Annotated in this window: 21 protein-coding genes; 9 read left to right on the top strand and 12 right to left on the bottom strand. The window is 69.0% G+C overall.

Annotated features, from left to right (window positions below):
* Positions 1-54 precede the first annotated feature (54 nt).
* Together AB0H42_RS11780 and AB0H42_RS11775 are read left to right on the top strand one after the other, a co-directional pair.
* Positions 55-1,608: an ATP-binding protein gene (locus tag AB0H42_RS11780; protein WP_357053594.1), complete on the top strand. Its 1,554-nt coding sequence runs from the start codon at positions 55-57 to the stop codon at positions 1,606-1,608.
* Complete coding sequence (locus AB0H42_RS11775; RefSeq protein WP_357053591.1) at positions 1,605-2,318, top strand: response regulator; 714 nt, start codon at positions 1,605-1,607, stop codon at positions 2,316-2,318. Before AB0H42_RS11780 ends, AB0H42_RS11775 begins: the two co-directional genes overlap by 4 nt.
* A gap of 7 nt (positions 2,319-2,325) precedes the next feature.
* On the opposite strand, the gene AB0H42_RS11770 is transcribed toward AB0H42_RS11775, so the two are convergent.
* The 4 genes from AB0H42_RS11770 to AB0H42_RS11755 form a co-directional block, all read right to left on the bottom strand.
* Positions 2,326-3,948 (bottom strand): VWA domain-containing protein, encoded by a 1,623-nt coding sequence (locus tag AB0H42_RS11770; RefSeq protein WP_357053588.1) that lies wholly within the window; start codon positions 3,946-3,948, stop codon positions 2,326-2,328.
* Positions 3,949-4,106: 158 nt separating this feature from the next.
* Positions 4,107-4,355, bottom strand: coding sequence for a WhiB family transcriptional regulator (locus AB0H42_RS11765; protein WP_030520544.1), 249 nt, complete (start codon positions 4,353-4,355; stop codon positions 4,107-4,109).
* Complete coding sequence (locus AB0H42_RS11760) at positions 4,352-4,936, bottom strand: HNH endonuclease (RefSeq protein WP_357053585.1); 585 nt, start codon at positions 4,934-4,936, stop codon at positions 4,352-4,354. Before AB0H42_RS11760 ends, AB0H42_RS11765 begins: the two co-directional genes overlap by 4 nt.
* Positions 4,937-5,003: 67 nt before the next feature.
* The gene (locus AB0H42_RS11755) at positions 5,004-5,168 is read right to left on the bottom strand and encodes a hypothetical protein (RefSeq protein WP_357053582.1); all 165 of its coding nucleotides are present in this window, start codon (positions 5,166-5,168) and stop codon (positions 5,004-5,006) included.
* A 332-nt stretch (positions 5,169-5,500) separates the two neighbouring features.
* Here AB0H42_RS11755 and AB0H42_RS11750 point away from each other — a divergent pair, with 332 nt between their 5' ends.
* From AB0H42_RS11750 to AB0H42_RS11735, 4 genes are all read left to right on the top strand, one after another.
* A complete protein-coding gene (locus tag AB0H42_RS11750; protein WP_357053579.1) occupies positions 5,501-7,690 on the top strand; it encodes a malate synthase G in 2,190 nt (729 codons plus the stop codon).
* A 113-nt stretch (positions 7,691-7,803) separates the two neighbouring features.
* Positions 7,804-8,562: an NAD(P)H-dependent oxidoreductase gene (locus AB0H42_RS11745; protein WP_357053576.1), complete on the top strand. Its 759-nt coding sequence runs from the start codon at positions 7,804-7,806 to the stop codon at positions 8,560-8,562.
* 167 nt (positions 8,563-8,729) lie between these two features.
* Positions 8,730-10,424, top strand: coding sequence for a hydrogenase maturation protein (locus AB0H42_RS11740; RefSeq protein ID WP_357053573.1), 1,695 nt, complete (start codon positions 8,730-8,732; stop codon positions 10,422-10,424).
* A gap of 153 nt (positions 10,425-10,577) precedes the next feature.
* Positions 10,578-11,411, top strand: coding sequence for an MHYT domain-containing protein (locus AB0H42_RS11735; RefSeq protein ID WP_357053570.1), 834 nt, complete (start codon positions 10,578-10,580; stop codon positions 11,409-11,411).
* 390 nt (positions 11,412-11,801) lie between these two features.
* Here AB0H42_RS11735 and AB0H42_RS11730 read toward each other — a convergent pair whose 3' ends face one another.
* Positions 11,802-13,379: a hypothetical protein gene (locus AB0H42_RS11730; RefSeq protein ID WP_357053567.1), complete on the bottom strand. Its 1,578-nt coding sequence runs from the start codon at positions 13,377-13,379 to the stop codon at positions 11,802-11,804.
* A gap of 377 nt (positions 13,380-13,756) precedes the next feature.
* Between AB0H42_RS11730 and AB0H42_RS11725 the strand changes: the two genes are divergently transcribed.
* Positions 13,757-14,380 (top strand): GNAT family N-acetyltransferase, encoded by a 624-nt coding sequence (locus tag AB0H42_RS11725; protein ID WP_357053564.1) that lies wholly within the window; start codon positions 13,757-13,759, stop codon positions 14,378-14,380.
* Positions 14,381-14,577: 197 nt separating this feature from the next.
* Here the strand turns inward: AB0H42_RS11725 and AB0H42_RS11720 are convergent, their stop codons facing one another.
* Positions 14,578-16,473 (bottom strand): hypothetical protein, encoded by a 1,896-nt coding sequence (locus AB0H42_RS11720; RefSeq protein WP_357053561.1) that lies wholly within the window; start codon positions 16,471-16,473, stop codon positions 14,578-14,580.
* Positions 16,474-16,901: 428 nt separating this feature from the next.
* Here AB0H42_RS11720 and AB0H42_RS11715 point away from each other — a divergent pair, with 428 nt between their 5' ends.
* Positions 16,902-17,219 (top strand): hypothetical protein, encoded by a 318-nt coding sequence (locus AB0H42_RS11715; protein WP_357053558.1) that lies wholly within the window; start codon positions 16,902-16,904, stop codon positions 17,217-17,219.
* A gap of 225 nt (positions 17,220-17,444) precedes the next feature.
* Here the strand turns inward: AB0H42_RS11715 and AB0H42_RS11710 are convergent, their stop codons facing one another.
* Complete coding sequence (locus tag AB0H42_RS11710; protein ID WP_357053555.1) at positions 17,445-17,915, bottom strand: DUF3592 domain-containing protein; 471 nt, start codon at positions 17,913-17,915, stop codon at positions 17,445-17,447.
* 127 nt (positions 17,916-18,042) lie between these two features.
* Between AB0H42_RS11710 and AB0H42_RS11705 the strand changes: the two genes are divergently transcribed.
* Positions 18,043-18,687, top strand: coding sequence for a methyltransferase domain-containing protein (locus tag AB0H42_RS11705; RefSeq protein ID WP_357053552.1), 645 nt, complete (start codon positions 18,043-18,045; stop codon positions 18,685-18,687).
* A gap of 166 nt (positions 18,688-18,853) precedes the next feature.
* On the opposite strand, the gene AB0H42_RS11700 is transcribed toward AB0H42_RS11705, so the two are convergent.
* The 5 genes from AB0H42_RS11700 to AB0H42_RS11680 form a co-directional block, all read right to left on the bottom strand.
* Positions 18,854-19,753 carry a 3-methyladenine DNA glycosylase gene (locus AB0H42_RS11700; protein WP_357053549.1) on the bottom strand — a complete coding sequence of 300 codons (900 nt, stop codon included), beginning with the start codon at positions 19,751-19,753 and terminating at the stop codon, positions 18,854-18,856.
* Complete coding sequence (locus AB0H42_RS11695; protein WP_357053546.1) at positions 19,750-20,814, bottom strand: hemolysin family protein; 1,065 nt, start codon at positions 20,812-20,814, stop codon at positions 19,750-19,752. The genes AB0H42_RS11700 and AB0H42_RS11695 overlap by 4 nt, the downstream gene beginning before the upstream one ends.
* A complete protein-coding gene (locus AB0H42_RS11690) occupies positions 20,807-22,201 on the bottom strand; it encodes a hemolysin family protein (RefSeq protein ID WP_357053543.1) in 1,395 nt (464 codons plus the stop codon). Before AB0H42_RS11690 ends, AB0H42_RS11695 begins: the two co-directional genes overlap by 8 nt.
* A 260-nt stretch (positions 22,202-22,461) precedes the next feature.
* Entirely contained in the window at positions 22,462-23,898 is a 1,437-nt protein-coding gene (locus AB0H42_RS11685; protein ID WP_357053540.1) for a GuaB1 family IMP dehydrogenase-related protein, read from the bottom strand.
* 49 nt (positions 23,899-23,947) lie between these two features.
* Positions 23,948-25,222, bottom strand: coding sequence for a DEAD/DEAH box helicase (locus AB0H42_RS11680; RefSeq protein WP_357053940.1), 1,275 nt, complete (start codon positions 25,220-25,222; stop codon positions 23,948-23,950).
* Positions 25,223-25,273: the final 51 nt, after the last annotated feature.

Below are 25,273 nucleotides of genomic sequence, written 5' to 3'. Positions count from 1 at the left end.
ACCGATACGTGACATCCGTCACGCTTTTGTGCATTTCGTTCAGCGGAGGAGCTCGTGCGAACCGGTCGATGGTCCCTGGCGGGACAGGTCTTCGTCCTGCAACTGGTGCTTTTGGCGCTGGTCACGGCTCTCTGGGCCGGGTACGCGATACTGGACGCCCGGCGCGAGGGCGACCGGACCGTGACCCGTGAGGTCACCGATATCGCGGTGAGCGTCGCGGCGGCGCCGTCCACCGCGGCCGCAGTGCGGTCCCCGGACCCGACCGCCCTGCTGCAACCGGTGACCGAAAAGATCCGGCAGGCGACCGGGGTGGATTTCATCGTGGTGATGGCACCCGATCGCACCCGGTTCACCCATACCGACCCGGCGCGGATCGGTCAACCGTTCAGTGGGAACATCGACCGCGCGCTGGCCGGTGCCACTTTCACCGAGATCTATACCGGTAGCCTGGGCCCCTCCATCCGCGCGGTGACCCCGGTCTACGCCGATGGGCGCGTGATGGCGCTGGTCTCCGCGGGGGTGACCCGGGCGGTGATCGGGGAACGCTCCACCGCACAGTTGCCCGTCATCCTGGGTGTGACGGCCGTAGGCCTTTTCGTCGCCGCCGCCGGGTCACTGCTGCTGAACCGCCGCTTGCGCAGGCAGACCCGGGGCCTGGCACCCGCGCAGCTGTGGGCGATGTACGAACATCACGACGCGGTACTGCATGCGGTCCACGAGGGGTTGCTGGTCTTCGGGCCCACCGGTGAGCGCGCGGAGGTGGTCAACGACGAGGCCCGCCGGTTGCTCGAACTGCCCGAGGGGCCGGTGACCCGTGCCGATCTGCCCGCCTCACTCCGAGACCTGCACCGGCGGACCGTTCGCGACGAAACGCATGTGACCGCAGACCGGGTGCTGCTGGTCAACCAGGATGTCGTCGATCTGGGCCGCCGCGCGCAGGGCACGGTGACCACCATCCGTGATCACACCGAATTGCGCACGGTCCTGGGTGAACTCGATACCATCCGCGGTTTCGCCGAATCGCTGCGGGCCCAGGCGCACGAATCGGCGAATCGATTGCACACGGTCGTCACCATGGTGGAGCTGGGCCGCTACGGCGAAGCGGTGGAATTCGCGACCGCGGAACTGGAGTTGTCCCAGGCGCTGATCGATCGGCTGCTGGCCGAGGTGGGCGATCCGGTGCTGGCGGCCCTGCTGCTGGGCAAGGTGAACCAGGCGGCCGAGCGCGATGTCGAACTGACCGTGACCGCGGATACCGCCATGGATTCGGCGGCGCCGCTGTCCACCCGGGAGGCGGTCACCCTGATGGGAAATCTGATCGACAATGCGATCGACGCCGCGGCCGGTAGCCCCGACGCCTGGGTCGAGGTGACCGCCCGCGCGGATGCGACGGCGCTGACGGTCCGGGTGGCCGACAGCGGCCCCGGTATTCCGCCGGAGAGTTTCACCCGGGCCGCGCGGCGTGGATACTCCACCAAGGCGCGGCACCACGGTCTGGGCCTGGCGCTGGTGCTCGGGCTGGTCACCCGCCACGATGGCACCATCGGCACCGAGACCGCTCCGGAGAGTGCGGTCACGGTGCGCATTCCACGGGCGGAGCGCGGATGATCCGGGTGCTCATCGTGGAGGACGAACCGCTGATCGCCGACGCCCACGCGGCCTACCTCGGCCGCCTCTCCGGATTCCGCGCGGTGGGGCACGCCCGCACCGGTCGTGCGGCGCTGCGGTCCGTCGCGGCCGCGGCCGCGGCCGGTACGCCCATCGATCTGGTGTTGCTGGATATCGGTCTGCCCGATATGAGCGGCCTCGAGGTGGCGGCGACTCTCGTCGGGCAGCGGCCACGACCGGACGTCATCGCGATCACCTCGGCCCGGGATCTGGCCATGGTCCGCGCCGCCGTGGCCCACGGCGTGGTGCTCTACCTGTTGAAGCCGTTCACCTTCGCGGCGTTCCGGGACAAACTGGAACGGTACCGCGAGTTCCACGGCGCGCTGCCCACCGGCGAAGCCGCCGCCACCCAGGACGATATCGACCAGGCATTGGCGGTGCTGCGCACTCCCGCGCGGCAGGCCGGCACCCCGAAAGGTGTCGCGCCGGATACGCTCGCCGAGATCACCCGCGCCGTCCGCGCCGCGCCGGACGGGCTCACCGCCGCCGATGCCGCGACCTCGATCGGGGTCTCGCGGATCACCGCCTGGCGCTATCTGGAGCGGCTCACCGAGGACGGCGTGCTGGACCGGCGCGCCGAATACGGCCGCACCGGCCGGCCCCGGACCCGCTATCGCTGGCGGGAAACCCGGGCCGGGCGGTCCGGCTGACCGCGGGTCAGGGTGTGGTGAGCGCCCCCACCACGGCGGTGCCGAACTCGAGGTCGTTACTGCTCGGCAGTACGGCATAGCTGCCGCCGGTGCGCTGGGTCAGCGTGCGCAACGTATCGGCGCCCTGGCCGTCCCCGACGACGATGACGTCCACCCGGACGGGTGTCGCGGGATCGCCCGCGTCCTGGATGGCGGACAGGAGATCTTCTCCGCTGAGCGTGGACTCGTCCTCGGGTCCGTCGGTGACGAGCAGGATCGAGTTGGTGCGTTCGGCGGCGTAGGTCTCGATCGCGCCGCGATATGCCGCCAGCAACGCCGGATAGCATTCGTCGGTGCTGTCGGTGGCCGCCTCGATCTTCCCGAGCGATCCCATCAGGGTGCCGCGGTGCTCGTCGTCGAGGCGGGCGGTGCCGGCGATGACCCGGTACGGGTTGGCGCCGTCGACGTTCTTGCCGAATGTCCAGATACCCAGGCCGAAATCGGGCGGCATCACGTTCAGGGTGGAGGCCAGCGCGCCGACGGTATTGGCCAGGCGGGTGAGCTCACCTTCGGTGGTGCTCATGGAGGACGAGACATCCACCAGCGCGGTGGCGTGCACCCCGAGTACCGGGTTGCTGAGCGCCTTCCGGAGCCGGTCCAGCGCGGCGCGCGGCGGGGAGACGAGCTGCTGGGCCGGTGGCGCGGCGAAACCGGCGGCGATCAGGTCCCGCTGCTGTTCGGGCCTGCGCAGGTAATCGGCGAACAGGCCGGCGACGAGATTCTGTATTTCGTCCACCCAGGGGCCGGACATGATCGCGGCCGGGTAGTCGGCCACCGGGGCCGCCCCGACGGGGACATAAGCGGTCGCGCTGCCGTTGGCCGCGAGCTGCCGCTGGGTCAGGGGTACGGCGTGCACCGGGGCCTCGGCCGGTGCGGCGGACGAGAGCGTGGTCATCGCGGCGGAGAGGTCGGCGGCATCGGGTGCGGCGGCGGCCAGACCCGACACCGCGGAGACGGCCTGGCCGGATTTCGCGGCCTCCTCGGTGAGCGGTTCGGTACCGGAGATCGCGCCCGCCACGGCGGCGGCGACGGCCAATGTGCTGTCACCCGGGGGGAGCGCCAGCTCCAGCCCCGCCCAGCCCGGGAGACCGATTTGATCGAGTGAACCCTGCTGCAGCCGGGGCAGATCGGCCCATGAGGTCTGGGTTGCGGCCAGCGCGTGCCGCAGGATCTCCGGCACGGCGAGCACGATGGGACTGGACGCGATGGACTGCGGGGTGCCCTCGATGAGGCCGGGGACCCGCATGGACTCGATATCGCGGCTGGACACCGGTATCCACAGCCCCGGCCGGGGGCCGAGGATGGGATTCCAGGTGGCGTTCGAGGTGAAGGCGGCCACCATATCGGCGGACGGCCGCTCGGTGACGACGACCATCGCGCAGTGGTCGCGGACCACCGGCCGGGTCTCATTGTATCGTGCCGCGATGGTGCGGACCGGGTCGGCGACCTCCGGGTCGGCCGTCACGTCGAGGACGGTCTCGCCTTCCACACACGTGCCCGCGGCCGCCGATCGATCCGCGGAATCCGTGCTCAGTCGAGAACATCCGAAAACCAGTGCGACCAGGACCACCACGATAACCGCCGCGATCACCGGTCCCTTGCTCGATCTCCGGGAAGAATCGGTGCTGCGATGGGTACCCACGGGCAGTCAGTCTATGGTCCTGAACCGCCCCGTGACGCACCACGGTCACGACTGTGGGGCCGTGCTCGCCGCACGGCCCCACAGCGCCCGGACCAGCTTCGATCCGGCTACTCCCGGATCATCGTGCCCCGGTCGAATTCCTGCCCGCCCCACACGCCGGATTGTCCGGTGCGCTCGGCGAACCTCCGGCATTCGGGCCGGATCGGGCAGCGCCCGCACACTTCCCGCGCATAGGCGAAGTCCTGGGACGGGTAGGGAAACCAGGCCTCGTGGTTCGGGTCGCCACGGCAGGCGGCCCGATGCCATCCGCGGCTGTCGGAGACGGGCAGCAGGTCTGCCAGAATCTCGACGGTCATCTCGATCCCCTCCTCTCGTGGATCGCCTCGGTGGTGGTTGTCGTCGCGAGTTGCCGCCAGATCCGCCGCTGCGCCCGGGCGAGCGGGTCCGGCGGCCGCGGCTGCCAGAGCAGCCGCATACCGGCCTCTTCCGGCGTGCGGTCGGCTTTGCCGGTATTGCAGGTCACGCAGCACGCGATGAGGTTTTCCCAGGTGTTGGGCCCGCCCCGGCTGCGCGGCCGGATGTGGTCGACGGTGTGCGCATCCGCCCCGCAGTATCCGCACCGGTTCCCGTCGCGCCGCAGGATCGCGGCGTGGGTGGCGGAACCCTCGGGCCGGCGGACCGCGAGATGGGCCAGGTACCGGTAGCGGACGAGGCGGATCGTCTCCGGCAGCATGATCTCGGTGTGCTGGGACCGGATCGGGAAATACGGCTGCCGTATCACGACGGATTCGGCGATTCCACCGGTCAGCAGTACCACCGCCCGGTCGGCCGGAATCCGGGCCAGCGCCTCGTAGCTGGCATTGAGCACCAGGACACGGGTGTGTATCCAGTTGTCCGGAGTGAGCGTCGCCGGTTCGGCGACAGCGATTGTCGGCATGGGTATCACCAGGTTTCGACGGCCCGGGACGGCCGGGACTACAACGGATGCGGGAGAAGGCGGACGGTCAGCGCCGCTGCGGGAGGAGCCGGTCGATCACGCGATCGCCGACGGCGGGTTCCGGCTGCCGCAACAGTTCGCCGCGGACGCCCATCAGCCGTTCCGGTGCACTGGTGCGTGCCGCGGGATCGGCGTTCGACCGGGTGTCACCGGCCGGTGCGACTGGATACAAGACCACTCCTCCCTTCTCTGTGTCGTAGACCTACCGGGGTGGCGGGCCGGATGGAATACATGGTGGCACAGGGTGGTAGCGGTTGTCGGCTCATTTTTCCGGCACCGGATCGGAGCGCCACCGCCCGGCGGGCCGGAGTAGCCGGTGGACCGTCGCGGCCGCCGGAACTGCCGCCCGGCGGAGCCCGGGTGGTCACGGCGGTCCGGAGTAGAGTCCGGACCGGGCCGTCCGCGCCCCGCCCACGTGATCACCCGGCGGTCGGAGCGCCGCTACCGGTCGGTAACATAAACAGCGACTTTCCACCCGGTATTTCGCGGAAGTGAGGCACGTAGATGACAGAGCGGACAAAGGTCGGCGGGCTCGAGGTTGCCACCGTTCTCCACGACTTCGTAGAGAACGAGGCGCTCCCCGGTACCGGCGTCGATTCCGCCGCGTTCTGGGCCGGCGCCGAGCGGATCATCACCGAGTTCGCGCCGCGCAACCGGGCCCTGCTGGCCGAACGCGACGAGATCCAGGGCAAGCTCGACGCCTGGCACAGCGAACATCCGGGCGCCAAATACGACAAGTCGGCCTACAAGCAGTTCCTGGTCGAGATCGGCTACCTGCAGCCCGAGCCCGCCGATTTCACCATCGGCACCGCCGGCGTCGACGACGAGATCAGCAGTACCGCCGGCCCGCAGCTGGTGGTCCCGGTGAGCAACGCGCGGTTCGCCATCAACGCCGCCAACGCTCGCTGGGGATCGCTCTACGACGCGCTCTACGGCACCGACGCCATCCCGGAGACCGGTGGCGCCGAGAAGGGCACCGGGTACAACCGGGTGCGCGGGGACAAGGTCATCGAATGGGCCCGCAACTTCCTCGACGACGCGGTCACCTTGATCACCGGCTCGCATATCGGCTCGACCTCCTACGCCATCGTCGACGGTGAGCTCGAGGTGGGCCTGGAGGACGGCACCACCATCGGTCTGGCCGATGCCGGTCAGCTGGTCGGTTACCTCGGCGACCCGGCCGCGCCGCGCTCGATCCTGCTGAAGAACAACGGTCTGCACATCGAGATCCAGATCGATCCGGAGTCGCCGATCGGCAGCACCGATACCGCCGGTATCAAGGACGTCGTCATCGAATCCGCGGTCACCACGATCATGGACTTCGAGGACTCCGTGGCCGCGGTGGACGCCGAGGACAAGACCCTCTGCTACCGCAACTGGCTGGGCCTGATGAAGGGCGACCTCGCCGAGGAGGTCACCAAGGGCGGCAAAACCTTCACCCGGACCATGAACCCGGACCGGGTCTACACCGCCCTGGACGGGTCCGAACTGACGGTGCACGGCCGGTCGCTGCTGTTCGTGCGCAATGTCGGCCATCTGATGACCAGCGACGCGATCCTGGACGCCGAGGGTAACGAGGTGCCCGAGGGCATCCTGGACGGCCTCATCACCTCCCTGGTCGCCAAGCATTCGCTACGCGACGATGTGGCGCTCACCAACAGCCGCACGGGGTCGGTCTACATCGTGAAGCCGAAGATGCACGGCCCGGACGAGGTGGCCTTCACCAACGACCTGTTCGCCGCGGTCGAGGATGTGCTCGGCCTGCGGCGCAACACCCTCAAGGTCGGCATCATGGACGAGGAGCGCCGCACCACGGTGAACCTCAAGGCGTGTATCAACGCCGCCGCCGACCGGGTGGTGTTCATCAACACGGGCTTCCTGGACCGCACCGGCGACGAGATCCACACCTCCATGGAGGCGGGTCCGATGATCCGCAAGGCCGAGATGAAGACCCAGCGCTGGATCCTGGCCTACGAGGACTGGAACGTCGATACCGGTATCACGGCCGGCCTGCCGCACAAAGCGCAGATCGGCAAGGGGATGTGGGCCATGCCCGATCTGATGGCCGGCATGCTCGAGCAGAAGATCGGTCACCCCAAGGCCGGCGCCACCACCGCGTGGGTGCCCTCGCCGACGGCGGCCACCCTGCACGCCACCCACTACCACCTGGTGGACGTGTTCAAGCGGCAGGCCGAGATCGCCAAGGGCGGGGCGCGCGCGAGTGTCGACGACATTCTGCAGATCCCGCTGGCCGCGGACACCAACTGGTCCGAGGCCGACAAGCAGCAGGAGCTGGACAACAACTCGCAGTCCATCCTCGGTTACGTGGTGCGCTGGATCGACCATGGCGTGGGTTGCTCGAAAGTGCCCGATATCTCCGATATCGCGCTGATGGAGGACCGGGCCACCCTGCGGATCTCGAGCCAGCTGATGGCCAACTGGCTGCGTCACGGTGTGGTCACCACCGACGAGGTGGTGGCGAGCCTGGAGCGGATGGCACCCGTGGTGGACCGGCAGAACGCCGGCGATCCGGGCTACCGTCCGATGGCGCCCGATTTCGCGGGCAGTGTCGCGTTCCAGGCCGCGAAGGATCTCATCCTCGAGGGGACCGCTCAGCCCAACGGCTACACCGAGCCGATCCTGCACCGCCGCCGCCGTGAGGCCAAGGCGCTGGCGGGTAAGAACGAGGCGTAACCGGCTCCGATACGAACAGCGCGCAGTCCCCGCCCGCGAGCGGCCGGGGACTGCGTGTTCGTATGCCCGACGCGCCAGGAATGTCCACGCCGGGTCGCGGTGTTGCCCGGGACATGAAGGTTTTGATCGTCTACGCGCACCCGGAACCCGATTCGCTCACCGGAGCCCTGAAAGATGTGGCCGTCGAACAGCTGCGGGCCGACGGCCACGAGGTGCGGGTGAGCGACCTCTACGCCATGGGTTGGAAGGCTCATGCCGATGCCGCCGATTTCGGCGCGGTCGAGGAGAAGAATTTCATGCTGGCCTCGGGTGCGGCCTTCGCGAACGGCTCGCTGAGCGAGGACATCCGGGCCGAGCAGGAGAAATTGCTGTGGGCCGATACCGTGCTGCTGCATTTCCCGCTGTGGTGGTTCGCCATGCCCGCCATCCTCAAGGGCTGGGTGGATCGGGTGTTCACCTGCGGGTTCGCCTACGGCGCGGGTGGTACCGCCATTCCGCGTTACGGGGACGGCGTACTCGCCGGCCGGCGGGCGATGCTGGTGGTGGCCGTCGGTGGCCGGGAACCCGCCTACTCCGATCGCGGTATCAACGGCCCGACTGCGGATCTGCTGTTCCCCATCCACCACGGCATCCTCTACTACCCGGGCATGGATGTGCTGCCGCCGTTCGTCGTGCACGGCGCGATCCGGGTGGACGACGAGCGTTTCGAACAGCTCGCCATCGATCTGCGCAAGCGGCTGGCGGAGCTGGACAGCGCCGAGCCGATCCGGTATCGGCGTCAGGCCGGCGGTGACTACGATCGCTCGCTCCGGCTCGAACCGGGACGCGAGGGGCCGGGAGCCACCGGATTCGGGCTGCACATCGCCTCGTGAGGTGTCGCGGCGGCAGCGACGTGCCCGCCTCCTACCGGGAATCTTTCGCGCAGGAGCGGGTCGGGAGGGCTCGGGCTGCGGACGTTCCCGGGCAGGACTAGCTTGGTCGAGTCGAGACCGTATCCGGGGAACGAGTGGATCGGTTCCCTGTTCGATGGAGGAGAATTTTGCGAGTCCTGCTGGTCGCGAGTGCTTTCAACAGCCTCACACAGCGTGTGCACACCGAACTGCGCTATCGCGGGTACGAGGTCGCGGTCGAATTGGCGCTCGGTGACGAGCTGCTGCGGGCCCGGGTCGCGGTGTTCCGGCCCGATCTCATCGTGGCGCCGATGCTGACCACCGCTGTCCCGGAGGACATCTGGACCGAGCACACCGTGCTGATCGTGCATCCCGGTCCCAAAGGCGATCGCGGCCCCTCCTCGCTCGACTGGGCGATCAGCGAGGGCGCGTCCGAGTGGGGCGTCACCGTGCTCCAGGCGGTCGAGGAGATGGATGCCGGACCGATCTGGGCCTCGGTGCCCTTCCCGGTCCCCGCGTGCGGGAAGAGCGAGCTTTATCGCAATGAGATGTCGGATGCCGCCGTGGCCGCGGTGCTGCTGGCCGTCGAACGTTTCGGCGCCGGGGATTTCGTGCCGGAGCCGCTGGACTACGACCGGCCCGATGTCCGGGGCCGGCTGCGGCCCTACCATTCCCAGCAGTACCGCCGGATCGACTGGACGACCGACAGCACCGCCGAGGTGCTGCGCAAACTCCGCGCGGCCGATTCGCAGCCCGGCGTGCTCGACGAGCTCTACGGCCGTGAATATTTCGTGCACGGCGGCCACCACGAGGACCGGCTGCGCGGTGAGCCGGGCGCGGTGATCGCCACCCGTGACGGCGCGATCTGCCGGGCCACCGTCGACGGAGCGGTGTGGTTGCCGCAGTTGCGGCGCCGCCGGACACCGGGCGGACCGGCGACATTCAAACGGCCCGCGGTGGCGGCGCTGGGCGCCGATCTGCCCCCCGCCACCCCGGAGGTACCGGTGTCGGCGGCCGCGGCGGCCGTCCGCGATACCTGGTCGGAGGTGCGCTACCGCGAGGAAGGGTCGGTGGGTTACCTCGAATTCGCCTACGCGGGCGGAGCGATGAGCACCGCGCAGTGCCGCCGCTTGCTCGCCGCCTACCGGGAGGCCTGCGCGCGGCCGACCCGGGCCCTGGTCTTCGGTCCGGCCCGGGACTTCTTCTCCAACGGCATCCACCTGCACGTCATCGAATCGGCCGAGGATCCGGCCCGGGAGTCCTGGCACAACATCAACGCTATGAACGATCTCGTGGAGGCGATCCTCACCACCACGGACAAACTCGTCATCTCGACGCTGCCCGGCAACGCGGCCGCGGGCGGGGTGATGCTGGCGCTGGCCGCCGACGAAGTATGGGCCCGCGCGGCCGCGGTGCTCAATCCGCACTACCGTCTGATGGGCCTGTACGGCTCGGAGTACTGGACCTATTCGCTGCCGCGGCGCGTCGGCGCGGCCGAGGCCGCCCGGCTCACCCGGGAAACCCTGCCGGTGGGCGCGAAAGCGGCCGCGGACCTCGGTCTGGTGGATCGGGTGGGTTCCGGCGACACCGCCGAGTTCGCCGCCTGGGTGCGCCGGGAGGCGGAGGCGCTGGCCGATTCGCCCGAGCTGGAGAACCGCCTGACCGCCAAGAAACAAGTTCGCGAGGCCGACGAGGCCGCCAAACCGCTGGCGGAGTACCGCGCCGAGGAACTGGCGCAGATGCGCCGGAACTTCTTCGAGGAGGGCGAGCCCTATCACGAACTGCGGCGGAACTTCGTGTATGGCGTTGTGCCGCCTGCCACTCCCGCATACCTGGGGAGCTGATCCGGAGATCTCTCTTAGCTCAGTTGTGACATCAAGTGGCGAACGCACACCCCCGTAGGGTGAAATTTTTACTCTGCAGGCCCCCTCGGGGTGTGTCGAACTACTGTCCAGGTGGCCGCAGTTCGGAAATCGACTAGTACATCGGAGTTACACGTGCAGCTCGAGCACTTCAGCAATGGGTGGGTGACACCTGTCCTCGCCTATTTCATGTCGTTCATCGGGTCGGTGCTCGGTCTCCGGTGCGCGGTCCGCGCGCGGTCATCGGAGCAGGCCGGCGGCTGGCTGATCGCGGCGGCCATCGCGCTCGGCGGGGCGGGTATCTGGGTCATGCACTTCACCGCGATGCTCGGTTTCTCCATCGGTGGTATGACCATCCGCTACGACATGCCGATGACGCTGCTCAGCGCCGGAATCGCGATCGTGGTCGTCCTGATCGGGCTGGCGATCGTGGTGCGCGGTCACCGGGAGGTGATCGCCCTGCCGCTGGGCGGAGCGATCACCGGCATCGGGGTCGTGGGGATGCACTACCTCGGCATGGCCGCGATGAACTCCGGTGCGGAGATGGAGTACAGCGTCGGACTGGTCTTGCTGTCCATCCTGATCGCGGTGGTCGCCGCGACCGCCGCGCTGTGGTTCATGCTGCACGTGAAGGGCTGGGGCAACACCATCGGCGCGGGCCTGATCATGGGTGTCGCGGTGTGTGGCATGCACTACACCGGGATGGCCGCCATGAGTGCCCACCACGGTGACCACACCGCGGTGCCGGAGGGTGTCGCGCCGGTGGAATTGCTCACTCCGCTGCTCACCACCGTCGCGCTGGTGGTGGTGGGCCTCGTCGTCCTGGTCGGCGTGGCCGAACTCGAGGTCCGCTCCACGGCCGCGGCGAAACAGGAGTACGAATCCGACGAGGTCACGACCCTCACCACCGATCCCGCGACCCTCGCTATCAGCGGTCGGGAGTGGCCGCGGATGCCGGTGGACCGCTAGTCTGCCGCCTGTCGCAGTGGCGACATCGGGGCGGGGCTCTGGTTGTCGCCCGCGGCCGCGCGGCCTACTCTGGGCCGCCGTATCTGCAAGCCGAAGTGAGGATTGTTCGAATGGGTAGTACCGTCATCGATATCTTCGCGTTGATCATCACGCGAATCGGGGACTTCTGGACTTGGGCGTCCACCGGCTCGGCGGGCTTCCCGCCCCTGTGACCCGGTAGCGATTGCCGATACGGAGCCCGGACGCCGTGCGCGTCCGGGCTCCGTCGCGTTCCGGCCACCGCCCGAGCGCCGGGGTAGTGAAACACCTATCGGCAGTACGACGGTTCGTGGTATCGCTTCGTCGTCTCCTGGTGACCGCTCGAATCACGCGATGGCCGGGACCGCGTGATCACGAACCCACGACCGACTGCTGGTCCGCGGGGGGCGCATACACCGATTCGTCCACGTGCAGCACCATGAAACCGTTGTCCGAGCAGGTGACATACAGTGCGTTGCCGCGCCACTCCGGCGGCGACAGGCACCAGTCGGTGGAGACGTCGCCGAAGGCGAGTTTCCCGGTCCGCGCACTCAGCGCCTGCGAGGGATCGAACTGACCCTCGAGCACCGCGCGGGCCGCGCTGGGCGCGGTCATCGCCGGGATGCCCAGCAGCGAAGCCAGTGCGTGCGGCGAATCGACGAGTTCGAGGTTGCGACCGGTGCGGGCGGGTGGATTGAAGTAGGCGATCTCCCGGATGGACTGGGGGTCGCGGATGTCGAAAACCCTTATACCGGAGGAGATCCAGCCGCAGGCCAGGGCGGTCGGATCCACCGGCCGGTCGGCCGCGCAGTAGTGCGATTCGTAGGCGAAGATCGAACCGCCCATGGACGAGGCGATATTGCTGTCCAGATGTTGCGGCAGATTGATCTCTAGTTTGATCTTCGCCACGACCCGCGGATCGGCGTCATCGGAGATGTCGATGAGTTTCACACCTCCGGAGCCCCCTTCGTCCACGGTGTAGACGTGGGGTCTGCCGCCGTAGGTGACCGGAATGCTGTGCTGAGTGGCCCATCCGTCCGACCAGAACATCCGCCCGAGGTGATGGACCTGCGGGTTCGGGTCGCGCCGCTGGACCGCGCTGATATCGAGCACGGTGATCCCGCTGAGCGCCGAGAGGTACATGCGGTTACCGTCCGGGCTCACCCCGAACCCGTGCGCGGTGAGCCCGGTCAGCCCCTGCCACACGACGCGCGGATTCGCCGGATCGGTGAGATCCACGGCGCTGAGGAATCCGGGTGTGATCCCGGAGGCCCAATAGGTACGTCCGTCGGGGGAGAAGCCGCCCTCGTGTGTGGTGATCGGCAGCGGCATACCCAGATTCGTGCCGGGACCGGGATTGAGCAATCGCGGATGCGCGCAGTCGGAAATATCGTAGACCGACAGATAACCGGCGCCGACCAGCAGGGGAACGCCGGTACCCACCAGTAGCTTCCGCTCCCGGTTGACCTTCAGGCTTTCCCAGGTGCCGGCCACCATGGCGGGTTCGTTCAGGGTCGCCGTCGGTCGCGGATGCGCCGGATCGGAGACATCGAGCACCTGCACCCCGCCGTTCTGGTGCAGCAGGTTGCCGGGGAAGAACGTCCCCATATAGGCGCAGTGCTCGAAGCTGGTGGAGGTGATCCCGGCGCCGCGCCCGGCGAACTGGCCGACTATCGACATATTGCACCGGTAACCCTGCGTACTACGGCCGCTCTCGCGGTCGGCTGCCGGCACATCGCCCTGGAAACCCGGCTCGGGCATCGACCCCGGCCCGCACTCGGCCCGAGGCACCGAGGTCCGGCCGACATCGAGGAATTCCCGGACCTGACTCTGGATATCGGTTTGCAGATCCGCCGAGGCGCTGCCCGGCAGCATGACCGCGGCGACCACACCCACCGCCCCCAAGGCCAGTGCTCTGGCCCGGCGGATCTTTCCGAAGGGACGCCCCATTGCATCCTCACGCTTCCCGGGCAACAGTGCCCGACCCGGTCATCCGGGAGGGTTCGGTACACAACCCGTAATTTGTTCAGTAATGGTAGCGATCGGGGGCGGGTGGGGTCCGCGTTTTCACGAAATGCGCGAGCGGACGGACAGCCGCTTTCGGCGGTGCACTCGGCGGGTCCGTTCCTCCCGAGTGCACCGCGGCGCGGACCGATAACTCCCTTCCGAACAGGGAGAGCAGCGGTGGAAGGCGTTTGGGGGCCGGGGCGCTGTTCCGCGTGAGCCGTGTCCCGGTGAAATGGGCTCTCCCTGGCGCACTGCTGTCGGAGTCGCGAGCTATCGTTCGGTTCCGGTAACTCTGTGCCACGAGAGTGAGGACCGCAGTCATGTCGACCCCGCCCGAAGTTCGCCCCGCGCGCCGTGACGAAATCGGCGCGCTGACGCGCACTCTGGCCGCCGCCTTCCACGACGATCCGGTGATGGAATGGCTGTGGCCGGATCCGCGCCGGCGGGCACTCGGGCTGCCCCGCCTGTTCGCCGCCCAGACCCGGCATCAGCACATCACCACCGGTGCGGTCGATATCGCGTCGGCACCCTCCGGCGCGATCGGCGGGGCCGCCCTGTGGGATGCGCCCGGCAGATGGAAGCCGTCCCCCTGGCGTGAACTCCGCATGTTCCCGCAGCTCGCCCGGGCGTTCGGCGGGCGGCTGCGCGTGGGGAAGGAACTGGTGGACCTCATGACCGAGGTGCATCCGGACGAACCGCACTGGTATCTCGCGACCATCGGCACCGATCCCGAGCGGCGCGGCCACGGTTTCGGGCAGGCACTGCTGGGGTCCCGGCTGAAACAGTGCGACCGCGAGGGCATCCCGGCCTACCTCGAATCCAGCAAACAGGCGAATATCGCCTACTACGAACGATTCGGTTTCGAAGTGACCGCGACCATCACCGTTCCCGGCGGTGGACCGGACCTGTGGCCCATGTGGCGTGCGCCCCGGCCGCCTGGATGACCCACGCACCGCCTGGTGACCTCTCGGTTCGTCGGCGGCCCACATCGAAGGTCCTCGGCGGTGAGGTCGCCTCCGCCGGTGCGCCGGTATCCGGGTCGGTTCCGTGCCGGACCCGCAACTATCGACTGAAAGAGCCGGTGGGGTAGGAGTTCATGCGCCCCGCGCTGCTGTGCGAGCGCCGCATTCCGGCGTCGAAGTCAGTCCTCGGCGACCACGATCACGCTGTCCAGCGCGGACAAGGTGATCGGGGTGCCCTTGGGTGGGTTGAGGGTGACACCGTAGGCCGGCGGCCGGCCCGCGTGACGGTGGAGCCGATAACCGATTGCCGCCTCGCCGCGCAACCGCGCCGCATGGACGACGGTGGCGAAGTTGATCTCCATGCCGGGGGTGATGTAATCCGGGGCGGGTTTGAGGTAGATCTCGGATCCGCTGGGATCGAACAAATCGGTGAACACCGCATGCAGGTGGCGGTTCTCGGCGAGCTGGGTCAACAGCAGGCTGATCAGCTTGCTGCTGACGATGAAATCGTCGGCCTTGGTGACCTGCGCGATCTCCCGGTTGGCATCGTCGTTCATCTCGGTGACGATCGAGTACGGGTCGCCGAGCCGGACCTCGATGTCACGCAGGTGCAACAGGGTCACCAGGGTGCGGTCGTCGGCATGGTGTTCGTCGAGTGTGTCGTCGGTGAGCACGACGACGTGTTGGTAGCTCCCCGGACTCAGCGCTTCCAGCGAGCGTCGGCTGGTCGGCTCGCAGGGCCGGTAGCCGACAGTCAAGTTGATCCGCGGACCGTCGGTGACCTCCGCGGGCGGGGGGTATGGGGCAGCGATGTCGAGCACCGAGCCGGGGGCGACGTACTCGTCGAGCAGACCGAGAATGCGGGGGCCGCGCGAGTTCCACCCGATCAGCAGAGTCCGGTCGGGCACAGGGTCGGCGGCGTCGTCCGGGACCTGCACCAGGGCCTCGGTGACCACGGGCACCGCCTCGGTCGCCAATTCCACCAGGAGGTCGTCCTCGGCGATCACGATGATCTGGTCGTCCTCGGCGATGACCGTGTCCATGGGCGGGTTCACCGCCACCGTCCCTTCCCTGCGGCGCAGTCCCACCGGGCAGCTCGTGTTGTAGGCACTGAGCGCCTCGCCATAGGTCCGGCCCGCCAGGGCGGGCTCTGCCCGCAGGTACAGTCCGTTGCCGGCGAAGTCGAGCAGGTCCGTGCACACCGTGGACAGGCCCGACTGGCGATGCGACTGAACCACGATCCGCACCGTGATGTCCTCGGCATCGATGACCAATGTGTCCGGGTCGGTGGCCAACCGGGCCGCGGCCACGTCCTCCGACTGGCGCACCGCGGTGACGATATGTGGTCGCCGGGCCGGCCACGACCGGTTGTTCAGCAGCAGTAAGGCTTTGATCACGTCGATATCGGCATCGTCACCCGGCCGCGGCAGCACGATGATCGACTTGGCGGTGTCGAGGCTCACCAGCTCCAGATCGCTGCGCTCGAGGGGGCTGCCCGACCGGCAGGTCACCCGCGTTCGGCCGGTGTTGCCGACCCGGGCGCGGATCTGGTCCTCCATGTCGACCTTGTCCCGGTCGGCCAGGACCACCACGCTCGAGCGGCGAGATCGCTGGTTCGCGGCGGCCAGCTCGGCCAGCACGGTGAACACCTGATCCGACCAGCCGAGCACGACCGTGTGTCCGGCCTCGATCAGCGGGGCCCGGCCCTTGCGCAGTTCCGCGATCCGATGTTCCATCCCGGTCACGAGTACACCGATCAACGAGCTGACGATGAAGATTCCGCCGAGTGTCACCACCAGCATCAGCACCAGGAATGGCACGCTGAACACGGTCGCGTCGTCACTGCCCATGGTCCCGGGGTCGAGCGTGCGCAGCAAACTCATCCACGCCACACCGACCCAGCCGCCCTTGACTCCCGCGACATCGGCCGGTGCCAGCAGCGCGGCCAGGGCCGTGGTCACCGCGATCAGCACCGCCGACGCCAGACCGAGCCAGCCGATCAATGCCGGAGTCCCGCGATCCATCGTCCGGTCGAACCAGAATCGCAACCGGTCACGCACTCTGATCCTGGCCACACTCACCTCTGCTCACACGCACACACCCACAGCAACTCGTCGCCGATGAAGGTAGCCTTTCACAGCGAATGACGCACCACTGAAACGACATTCACGTCCCGGCGAACAGGTCGCCGGTAACGATCGCCCCTCCGACGCGGCCGTTATCGCTCGAGTTCGGCTGATCCGCCGATCCGAGGCACCCGGGCTGCCTCCGGAGGAGATCACCACCGCACCGACCCCCGGGGCCTGCGACACAGGCCCGACCCCGGCACGCATCGAGGAAAGGGCTGCATGCCCTGGCCGAGAAGTGGCGAAGGCGGACGCGGCCGGCTCTGATTTCAAACGGTGCTTTTTCTGTATCGGACGATGGTCGGCTAGGGTGTGGCATCGGGTGGTCGGCTCCAGCGGGTCGAGCCCCATTCCTGTCGAAAACCCTCGAGGACACCGTGATCAAGCTCTTCTCCGCTGCTCTGTTGACTGCAACAACGGTTACCGTCCTGCAGCTCCTGCCCGCGGTGCCCGCGCATGCGAATTCACCCAGCTGTGCAAAAGCCATCGAACTGATCAACGCCGCGATCGACGTCAGCGGCGGCACGATGGATGACGCCACCACGCGAGCCTTGTCGGACCGGCTGTCGGGCGTGGCAGCCCTGGCTGTCGGAGAAGAGAGGGAAGCTATCACCGGCTATGCCGATGCCTTGATCGATGAGACTGTCTCCGACCTGGGCCCCGCCACGGACGAACTGAACCGCGTCTGCGCCTGAGCGCGCTGCGGCGCGGCCTTCGGCCGGGCGGGATTCGCCGGATCACACCGCCGGTCAGAGGGCTATCGAGAGAACCTCGAGCCACCGAGGCATGCAACCTCGCCTTCTCGGTGACGAATACCGAAGACCGCGCCACGTGCTGCGTGCCGCACGCGTCCGGCGCCGCAGTTCGGGGTTGCGTCCTGTACCGGGGTACAGGGCAGCCGGACCGTCCGGTGCCGGGGCTCATCGGCCGGCAGGCCCCCGGGCTCCGGATCCCAGCATCGCCCACCCGACGGTCAGGAGGGCGGCAAAGCCGAGGGCGGCGAAGATCAGTGACAGGTAGGTGAGACGGACGAAGAGGAAGTCGTCGTCGATCATCGCGTGGTCGGGGTCGCCGGGGTCGTAGCGGACCCGAACACGGTCGCGGAGTTCGGTATATTGTGCCGAGGCCGTCGAGCCGCCATCGAATCGGTGTGTTTCCCCCGCCGCGGTGGTGAACTCGATGACGGTGGAGGTGCCAGCCGGCCGACTGCCCTTGGTGTTGTCGCGGAGTTCCCCGCCGTATTCGACCGCAGTGCCTGTCACGATCTGTGAATTCGCCAGGAAAAGCGCGTGGTACCCGATCGGGACCGCAGCGAACAGGATCATTACCAGCCCGATCAGTGAGATGGCGAGCTTGTTGGAGTCGACGGTGTCGGTGAGTGAACGTTGCACGACCATCCTCCCCGCAAGCCCCTCGCCGGTAATCCTATCGATGCCGCCCGCCGGTTTCGCGACGGCTGTGCCGGATTCGGGGGTTTCCCTGATGTACCGACGCGGGCCGGGCTGGTTTGCTGAATACATGTCCGGCAACACAGCCCGCGGTGAATCGGACCGTGTGGAACAGATCTTCGACCGTATCGCCGACGGGTACGACCGCCAGATCGGATGGTCCGAACGCGTACTGCTCGGCGACGCGCGCCGATGGGCGATCGAACGGGCCCGCGGGACGGTGGTGGAGATCGGAGTGGGCAGCGGGTTGAACCTGCCGCTCTACGCCGCCGGGGTCGAGCGGGTGATCGGGGTCGACCTGTCCGACCGGATGCTCGACCTCGCGCGCGCCCGTTCGGCATCGGTGCCGGTGGAGTTGCGGCACGGGGACGTCCAGCGGCTGGATCTGCCTGCCGAATCGGTGGATACGGTGGTCTCCACCTACACCTTCTGCACGATTCCCGACCCGGGCGCGGCCGCGGCGGCCGCGTGGCGGGTGCTGCGCCCGGGTGGGGTGTTCGTGGCGGTCGAGCACGGCCCGGCCCGCGCGCGACCGGTGGCGGCGCTGATGCGCCTGGCCGAGCCACTGGCGGTGCGGCTCGCGGCGGACCATCTCACCCGGGAGCCGGTCGGCTACCTCACCGCCGCCGGGTTCACCCTCGAACATTTCGCCCGCACCGGTCGCGGGGGAGTGGTGTTCCGGGTGCTGGCCCGGAAACCCGAACAGAGCGGCTGACCGGCCGGATCCGGTCGGCTTTCGAGGTGGGACCCTGCGCGGGGCGGGTCCGGCCGGAGAGCAGGACGCGGATCAGGGCGGATAGCGTCCGGTCGCGCACGGGTCGAACTGCTGCCGAGCCGGCCCACCGGCGCGGTGGCGTTGATAGCGGGTCCGGGCAGGCCCGCTACTCGGCGACTCGTTCCAGCAGGGAATCCAGGCTTGCGAGCAACCGCTTCCGCAGTAGGCCCGCCCGGTTTGCGATCTCGGCTTGGCGGCGCACATATTCGGCCCGCCCGGCCGGGGTTTCGATCCGCACCGGCTCGTATCCGTGTTCGCGAAGGTCGTACGGGCTGGCCTGCATATCCAGGGTGCGGGCGTCCAGCGCCAGTGCGAAACAGTCGAGGAGCAGATCCGAGGCAAGGAGCGGAGTCGCTTTGAAACCCCACTTGTACAGATCCATATTGGCGTGCAGACAGCCCGGCTGCTCGGCGTGGACCTGGTCGTCGCGGGTCAGCTGCCGGTTGTTGCGGGGGACCGCGGCCGGGGTGAAGAACCGGAACGCGTCGAAATGGGTGCAGCGCACCGGCATCGATTCCACCACCACGTCGGTACCGGCCGCGCCGAGCCGCAGCGGTACCGAATCGTGGCGGACCTCCCCGGTGCGGTACACCATCGCCCATTCGTGCAGGCCGAAACAGGACAGCTGAGCGGGCCGGGACGCGGTCGCGCGCAGCAGATCCGCGATATAGGTGAGGGTGCCGGCGCGGGACCGCAGGAATTCCGGATCGACCGTCACCACCGGCTCGGTGTCCGTGCCGGGCTCGTCGATCCGCTGATATCCGCGCAGGCCGGCGTACTCGGCGGCCCCGGCCAGCGCCACCCCGAAACCGGGATGCCAGCGGCGCAGCCGGGCCGGTTTGTGGCCGTAGTAGGTGAACAGGAAATCGAGCACCGGATGTTTCGCCCCGGCGGCCCGCGCCCGCAGATACGGGCCGGCCAGGGCGTCGAGGCGATCGCGGTGCGCCGCGGCGCGCATCCGCCACTCCGCCGCGCCGAGCACCGATCCGATGGCCGCAGCCGTCATTCGGCGACCCGGTGCGTGGTGTCGCGGACGGTACCGACGAACTCCTCGACGAGATCCTCGAGCGCCACGATGCCGACCGTATTGCCCCGCGCGTCCACCACCCGTCCCAGATGGCTGCTGGTACGGCGCAGCCGGGCCAGCGCCTCGTAGAGGGTGGTGCCCATCAGCACGGTGGGCAGTGGCCGGATATCGGTGCGCGGGATCTCGGTGCCGGGGCCCGCGGTTTCGTCGGAGACCTTGTCCAGCACATCCTTGACGTGCAGGTATCCGACCAGGGAACCGTCGGAGGCGCGGACCGGGTACCGGGAGAAGCCGGTTTCGGCGACCGCGTTCTCGATATCACCGAGGGTGGTGCCGCGGGCGCGCAGCGGAATAGTGCGCATCTGCGTCAGCGGCACCATGACCTCGGCGACGAATCGATCCCCGGTGCCCAACGCCTGGGTGAGGCGGCGGTGTTCCTCCTCGTCCAGCAGGCCCTCGGACCGGGATTCACCGATCATCTCGGCCAGTTCGTCGCTCGAAACCGTGGCCTCGAGTTCGTCCTTGGGTTCGATACGCAGCATCCGCAGCGACAGATTGGCCGCGAAGTTGTAGACCGCGATGAGCGGCCGGGCGATCCGCAACCACGCCAGGTGCAGCGGCACCAGCAGCAGCGCACTGCGTTCGGGGCCGGCGAGCGCGATGTTCTTCGGGATCATCTCACCCAGCAGAATATGCAGGATCACCACGATGGCCAGCGCCAGCACGAACGACACCGGATGCAGCAGCGCTTCGGGCAGCCCGGCCAATTCGAACGGACGCTCCAGCAGATGGGCCACCGCCGGTTCGCCGACCCGGCCCAGCAGGATCGAGCAGATGGTGATGCCCAGCTGCGCGGCGGCCAGCATCATCGATAGATTCTGCCCGGCCCGGATCACGATGTCGGCGTTGCGTTTACCCTGCGCGGCCAGCGCCTCGAGCCGGTCGCGGCGGGCGGAGATGAGCGCGAACTCGGCGGCGACGAAGAAAGCGTTACCCGCCAGCAGGACCACGGTCAGGGCCACTCCGAAAAAGTCACCCATGGCGGACCTCCCGGCCGGTGGGCTGCTGTTCGCGCCGGTCGATGGCCTCGGCGTCGGCGGGGACCAGCCGGATCCGGTCGATCCGGCGCCCGTCCATCCGCTCCACCCGGGCCAGCCAGCCGCCCTGCCCGTCACCGTGGCGGCGTTCGTGGCCGCGTTGCGGTAGCACCACCGTATCGCCGGCCACCGGGATCCGGCCCAGCCGGGTGAGCACCAGGCCACCCAGGGTTTCGTACTCGCCCTCGGGGGCGATGTACCCGGTCGCCCGGGTCACCTCGTCGATGCGCAGCAGGCCCGAACAGTCCCAGCCGTCGGAGACCCGGCGCACCTCGCGTTCTTCCTCGTCGTGCTCGTCGCGCACATCGCCGAGGATCTCCTCGATGATGTCCTCCATGGTGACCATGCCCGCGGTGCCGCCGTATTCGTCGACGACCAGCGCGACCTGCATACCGTCGGCCCGGACCCGTTCCAGCACCTCGTCACCGTCGAGGCTGGCCGGGAGCACCTGCACCGGCTGCGCGATCTGCGCGAGGCCCACACCGGCCCGGGTGCGCGCCGGATGGGTGAACGCCTGTTTGACGTGCACGACACCCAGGGTGTTGTCCAGGTCGCCGTCGATCACCGGGAACCGCGAGTAGCCGGTGCGGGCGGCCGCGGCGAGCAGATCACCGATGGTGTCGGTGCGGTCCAGGGCTTCGATCTTCACGCGCGGGGTCATCAGCTCCTCGGCGCTGCGCTCGCCGAACTGCAGCGAGCGGTCCAGCAGTTGCGCGGTGCGCTGATCGAGGGCGCCGTGCCGGGCCGAGGTGCGCACCAGCGAGCCGAGTTCCTGCGGCGACCGTGCCGAGCGCAGTTCCTCCGCGGGTTCCACCCCGAACCGGCGGACCGCCCAGTTGGCGGTGCCGTTGAGGAACTGGATCATCGGTTTGAACACCGCCGAGAACGCCACCATCGGTCCGGCGGTGGCCCGCGCGGTGGCCATCGGCGCGGCGATGGCGATGTTCTTGGGGACCAGTTCGCCGTAGATCATCGACAGCGAGGTCGCCAGGATCAGCGCCAGGATCAGGGCGATACCGGTGGCGGCGGAATCCGGGACACCGAGAACGGTGAACAGCGGTTCGAGCAACCGCGCCAGTACGGGTTCGGCGATATAACCGGTGATCAGGGTGGTGATGGTGATACCGAGCTGGGCGCCGGACAGCTGGAAGGAGAGGGTGCGGTGTGCCTGCCGGACCGCCCGCGCCCGCACATCGCCGTCGCGTGCGTGCGCTTCGACGGTACTGCGTTCCAGGGCGGTGAGGGAGAATTCGGCGGCCACGAACAACGCGGTGCCGGCGGTGAGTGCCACGAACCCGATGAGACTGAGGACGGTGAGTGCGACGGCCATCTCACCACCCCCCGGCGGGCATCGATATCAGCGATAGGGAGAAGGCCGGAGCGGGGAGGGTCGTGCAGCGGAGGACGCCGGGTCTGTCACCCGGCTCGATAGATGAGCCCTCCTGAGTGGCGCCCTCGGACGCGGGTGACAACTGGATCCTTTCGTCCTGATGATTGCGGCCGACGGTCGCCGGCGGTTCTCATGCTACCGCGACCGTGCGCGCGGGCGCACGGTCGCGTGGGCGGCGACGCGCGGCGGTGTGGCCGGGGTCACCACCCGCCCGGCAGCGGACGGCCTTCGGCGAACCCGGCGGAGGACTGCACCCCGACCACCGCGCGCTCACGGAATTCCGCGAGATCACGGGCGCCGGCGTAGGTGCAGGCGCTGCGCACCCCGGAGCAGATGTGGTCGATGAGGTCCTCGACGCCGGGACGCTCGGGATCCAGCAGCATCCGGGAGCTGGAGATGCCCTCCTCGAACAGCGCCTTACGGGCGCGGTCGTAGCCGCGATCGGCGGCGGTCCGTGCGGCGACCGCGCGTTTGGAGGCCATCCCGAAGCTTTCCTTGTACGGGCGGCCGTCCCGATCGACCCGCAGGTCACCGGGCGATTCGTAGGTTCCGGCGAACCAGGAGCCGATCATGACGTTCGACGCGCCCGCCGCGAGGGCCAGGGCGACATCGCGGGGATGGCGGACCCCGCCGTCGGCCCATACGTGGGCGCCCAGGTCGGCGGCCGCCGCCGCGCATTCGGCGACCGCGGAGAACTGGGGCCGGCCCACTCCGGTCATCATGCGGGTGGTGCACATGGCGCCGGGCCCGACACCGACCTTGACGATATCGGCGCCGGCGGCGACGAGATCCCGGGTGCCCTCGGCCGAGACCGTGTTCCCGGCGGCCAGCGGCACACCGAGACCCAGGTCCCGGATCGCGCTCAGGGTTTCCAGCATCTTCACCTGGTGCCCGTGCGCGGTGTCCACCACCAGGACATCGGCGCCGGCGTCGACCAGCGCCTTGGCCTTGGCGGGCACATCGCCGTTGATCCCGACGGCGGCCGCGATCCGCAACCGGCCCTCGTCGTCGACGGCCGGCGTGTAGATGCCGTGCCGGACCGCGCCGGTGCGGGTGAGCACGCCGGCCAGGGTGCCGTCCGGCGCGAGGAGTACGGCGGGCCCGGAATGCGCTGCCTCGAGGCGGTCGAAGATATAGGACGCCTCGGCGGTCGCCGGCACGGTGACGAAATCGGTGGTGGCGACCTCGTGCAGCCGGGCGAAACGATCGACATCGGCACAGGCTTCCTCGGTGACCAGCCCGACCGGCCGGCCGTTGTCGACCACCACGACCGCGCCGTGCGCGCGCTTGTGGATCAGCGCCAGCGCATCGGAGACGGAGTGGTCGGCGGTGAGCGTGACCGGGGTGTCGGCGATCAGCGACCGACTTTTGACGAAGGCGATGGTCTCGGCGACGGCGCTGTTGGGCAGATCTTGCGGGAGCACCACGATGCCGCCGCGCCGGGCCACGGTCTCGGCCATGCGGCGGCCCGCGACCGCGGTCATATTGGCGACGACCAGCGGGATGGTGGTGCCCGAGCCATCGGCCGTCGCGAGATCGACGTCGAACCGGGACGCGATATCGGTGCGGTTCGGAACCAGGAAGACGTCGTTGTAGGTCAGGTCGTACGGCGGGTGTTGTCCGGGGAGAAACTGCACTGCGCCCATGGTAATCGGGACGGCCCTGCGGCGTGGGGACCTGCCGGATTCACTTGGCTCGGCGGGGACGGTGCGGCCGGCGGCCCGGTGCCGGTTTCCCGGCGCGGCCACTTCCCCGGGCTCCCGGTCCGCGGAAGTGGCCCCGCGCGGCCGCGGGCGGCACCTCGGGAGTTTTCGTCGCTTCGGGGCCCGGCGGGGTGCGCGCGCCGGTGAGCCGGCGGACCTCCCGGTCTCCCGGTCGTACGGTGTGTTCCACCACAGGGACCTCCGTCGCCCGCGTCAGCGCGGCCACTTCGGCCCGCTGGTCCGGGGTGACCACGGTGATCACCGTGCCGCTCGCACCCGCCCGGGCCGTCCGGCCGGCCCGGTGCACGTAGTCCTTGGCATCGGCGGGCGGGTCGGCGTGGACCACCAGTGAGACCGCGTCCACATGGATCCCGCGCGCGGCGATATCGGTGGCGACCAGGGCGGAGATACCGCCGTCGGCGAACGCCGCGAGGGTGCGGATGCGGCGGTTCTGGGCCTTGCCGCCGTGCAGGGCCGCGACGCGGATGCCCTGGTCGCGCAGTCGGCGGGTGAGCTTCTCCGCGCCGAACTGGGTGCGGGCGAACAGCAGCGTGCGGCCGTCGCGGGCGGCGATCTCGGCGAGGACGGCCGGTTTGTCCGCCGGCTCGACATAGAGGATGTGATGGGTCGCGAGGGTGGTCTCCGGTTCCGGGGCCACGGTGTGGGTGACGGGGTCGCGCAGGTATCGGCGGACCAGCTCCCGTACGGATTCGTCGTCGAGGGTCGCGGAGAACAGCAGTCGCTGGCCGTCGCCGGGCACCAGGTCGAGCAGCCGCCGTACCTGCGGCAGGAACCCGAAATCGGCCATATGGTCGGCTTCGTCGACCGCGGTGACCCGGACCGCGTCGAGTACGGCCGCGCCCTGATCGACCAGATCGGCCAGGCGGCCCGGGGTGGCGATCAGCAGGTCCACCCCGCGCTGCAGCCTTTCCGCCTGCCGGGACACGGGTATCCCGCCCACCGCGGTGCCCAGCCGCAGACCCAGTGCGAACGGTTCCAGCGCCTGTTCGATCTGCAGAGCCAGTTCCCGGGTAGGTGCGAGGATCAGACCGCGCGGGGCACGGGCGATGGCCGGGGCTCCGGCGAGGCGGGCGAGCATGGGCAGCCCGAACGCCAGCGTCTTGCCGGACCCGGTGGGCGCCCGGCCGAGTACATCGCGACCGGCCAGCGCGTCGGGGACGGCCGCCGCCTGGATGGGTAGTGGATCGGTCAGGCCCGCCCGGCGCAACGCCTGCACCGTGAGTACGGGCAAGCCCAGTTCGGTGAAGGGCGGGGGAGTGCGGGCGGCGCCCGCGTGCGGATCGGCCGG

The organism is Nocardia sp. NPDC050799 (assembly GCF_040654015.1).
Lineage (GTDB): Bacteria > Actinomycetota > Actinomycetes > Mycobacteriales > Mycobacteriaceae > Nocardia.
Note: the sequence above shows the minus strand (reverse complement) of the source record. Positions and strands in the feature narration are given on the sequence as shown.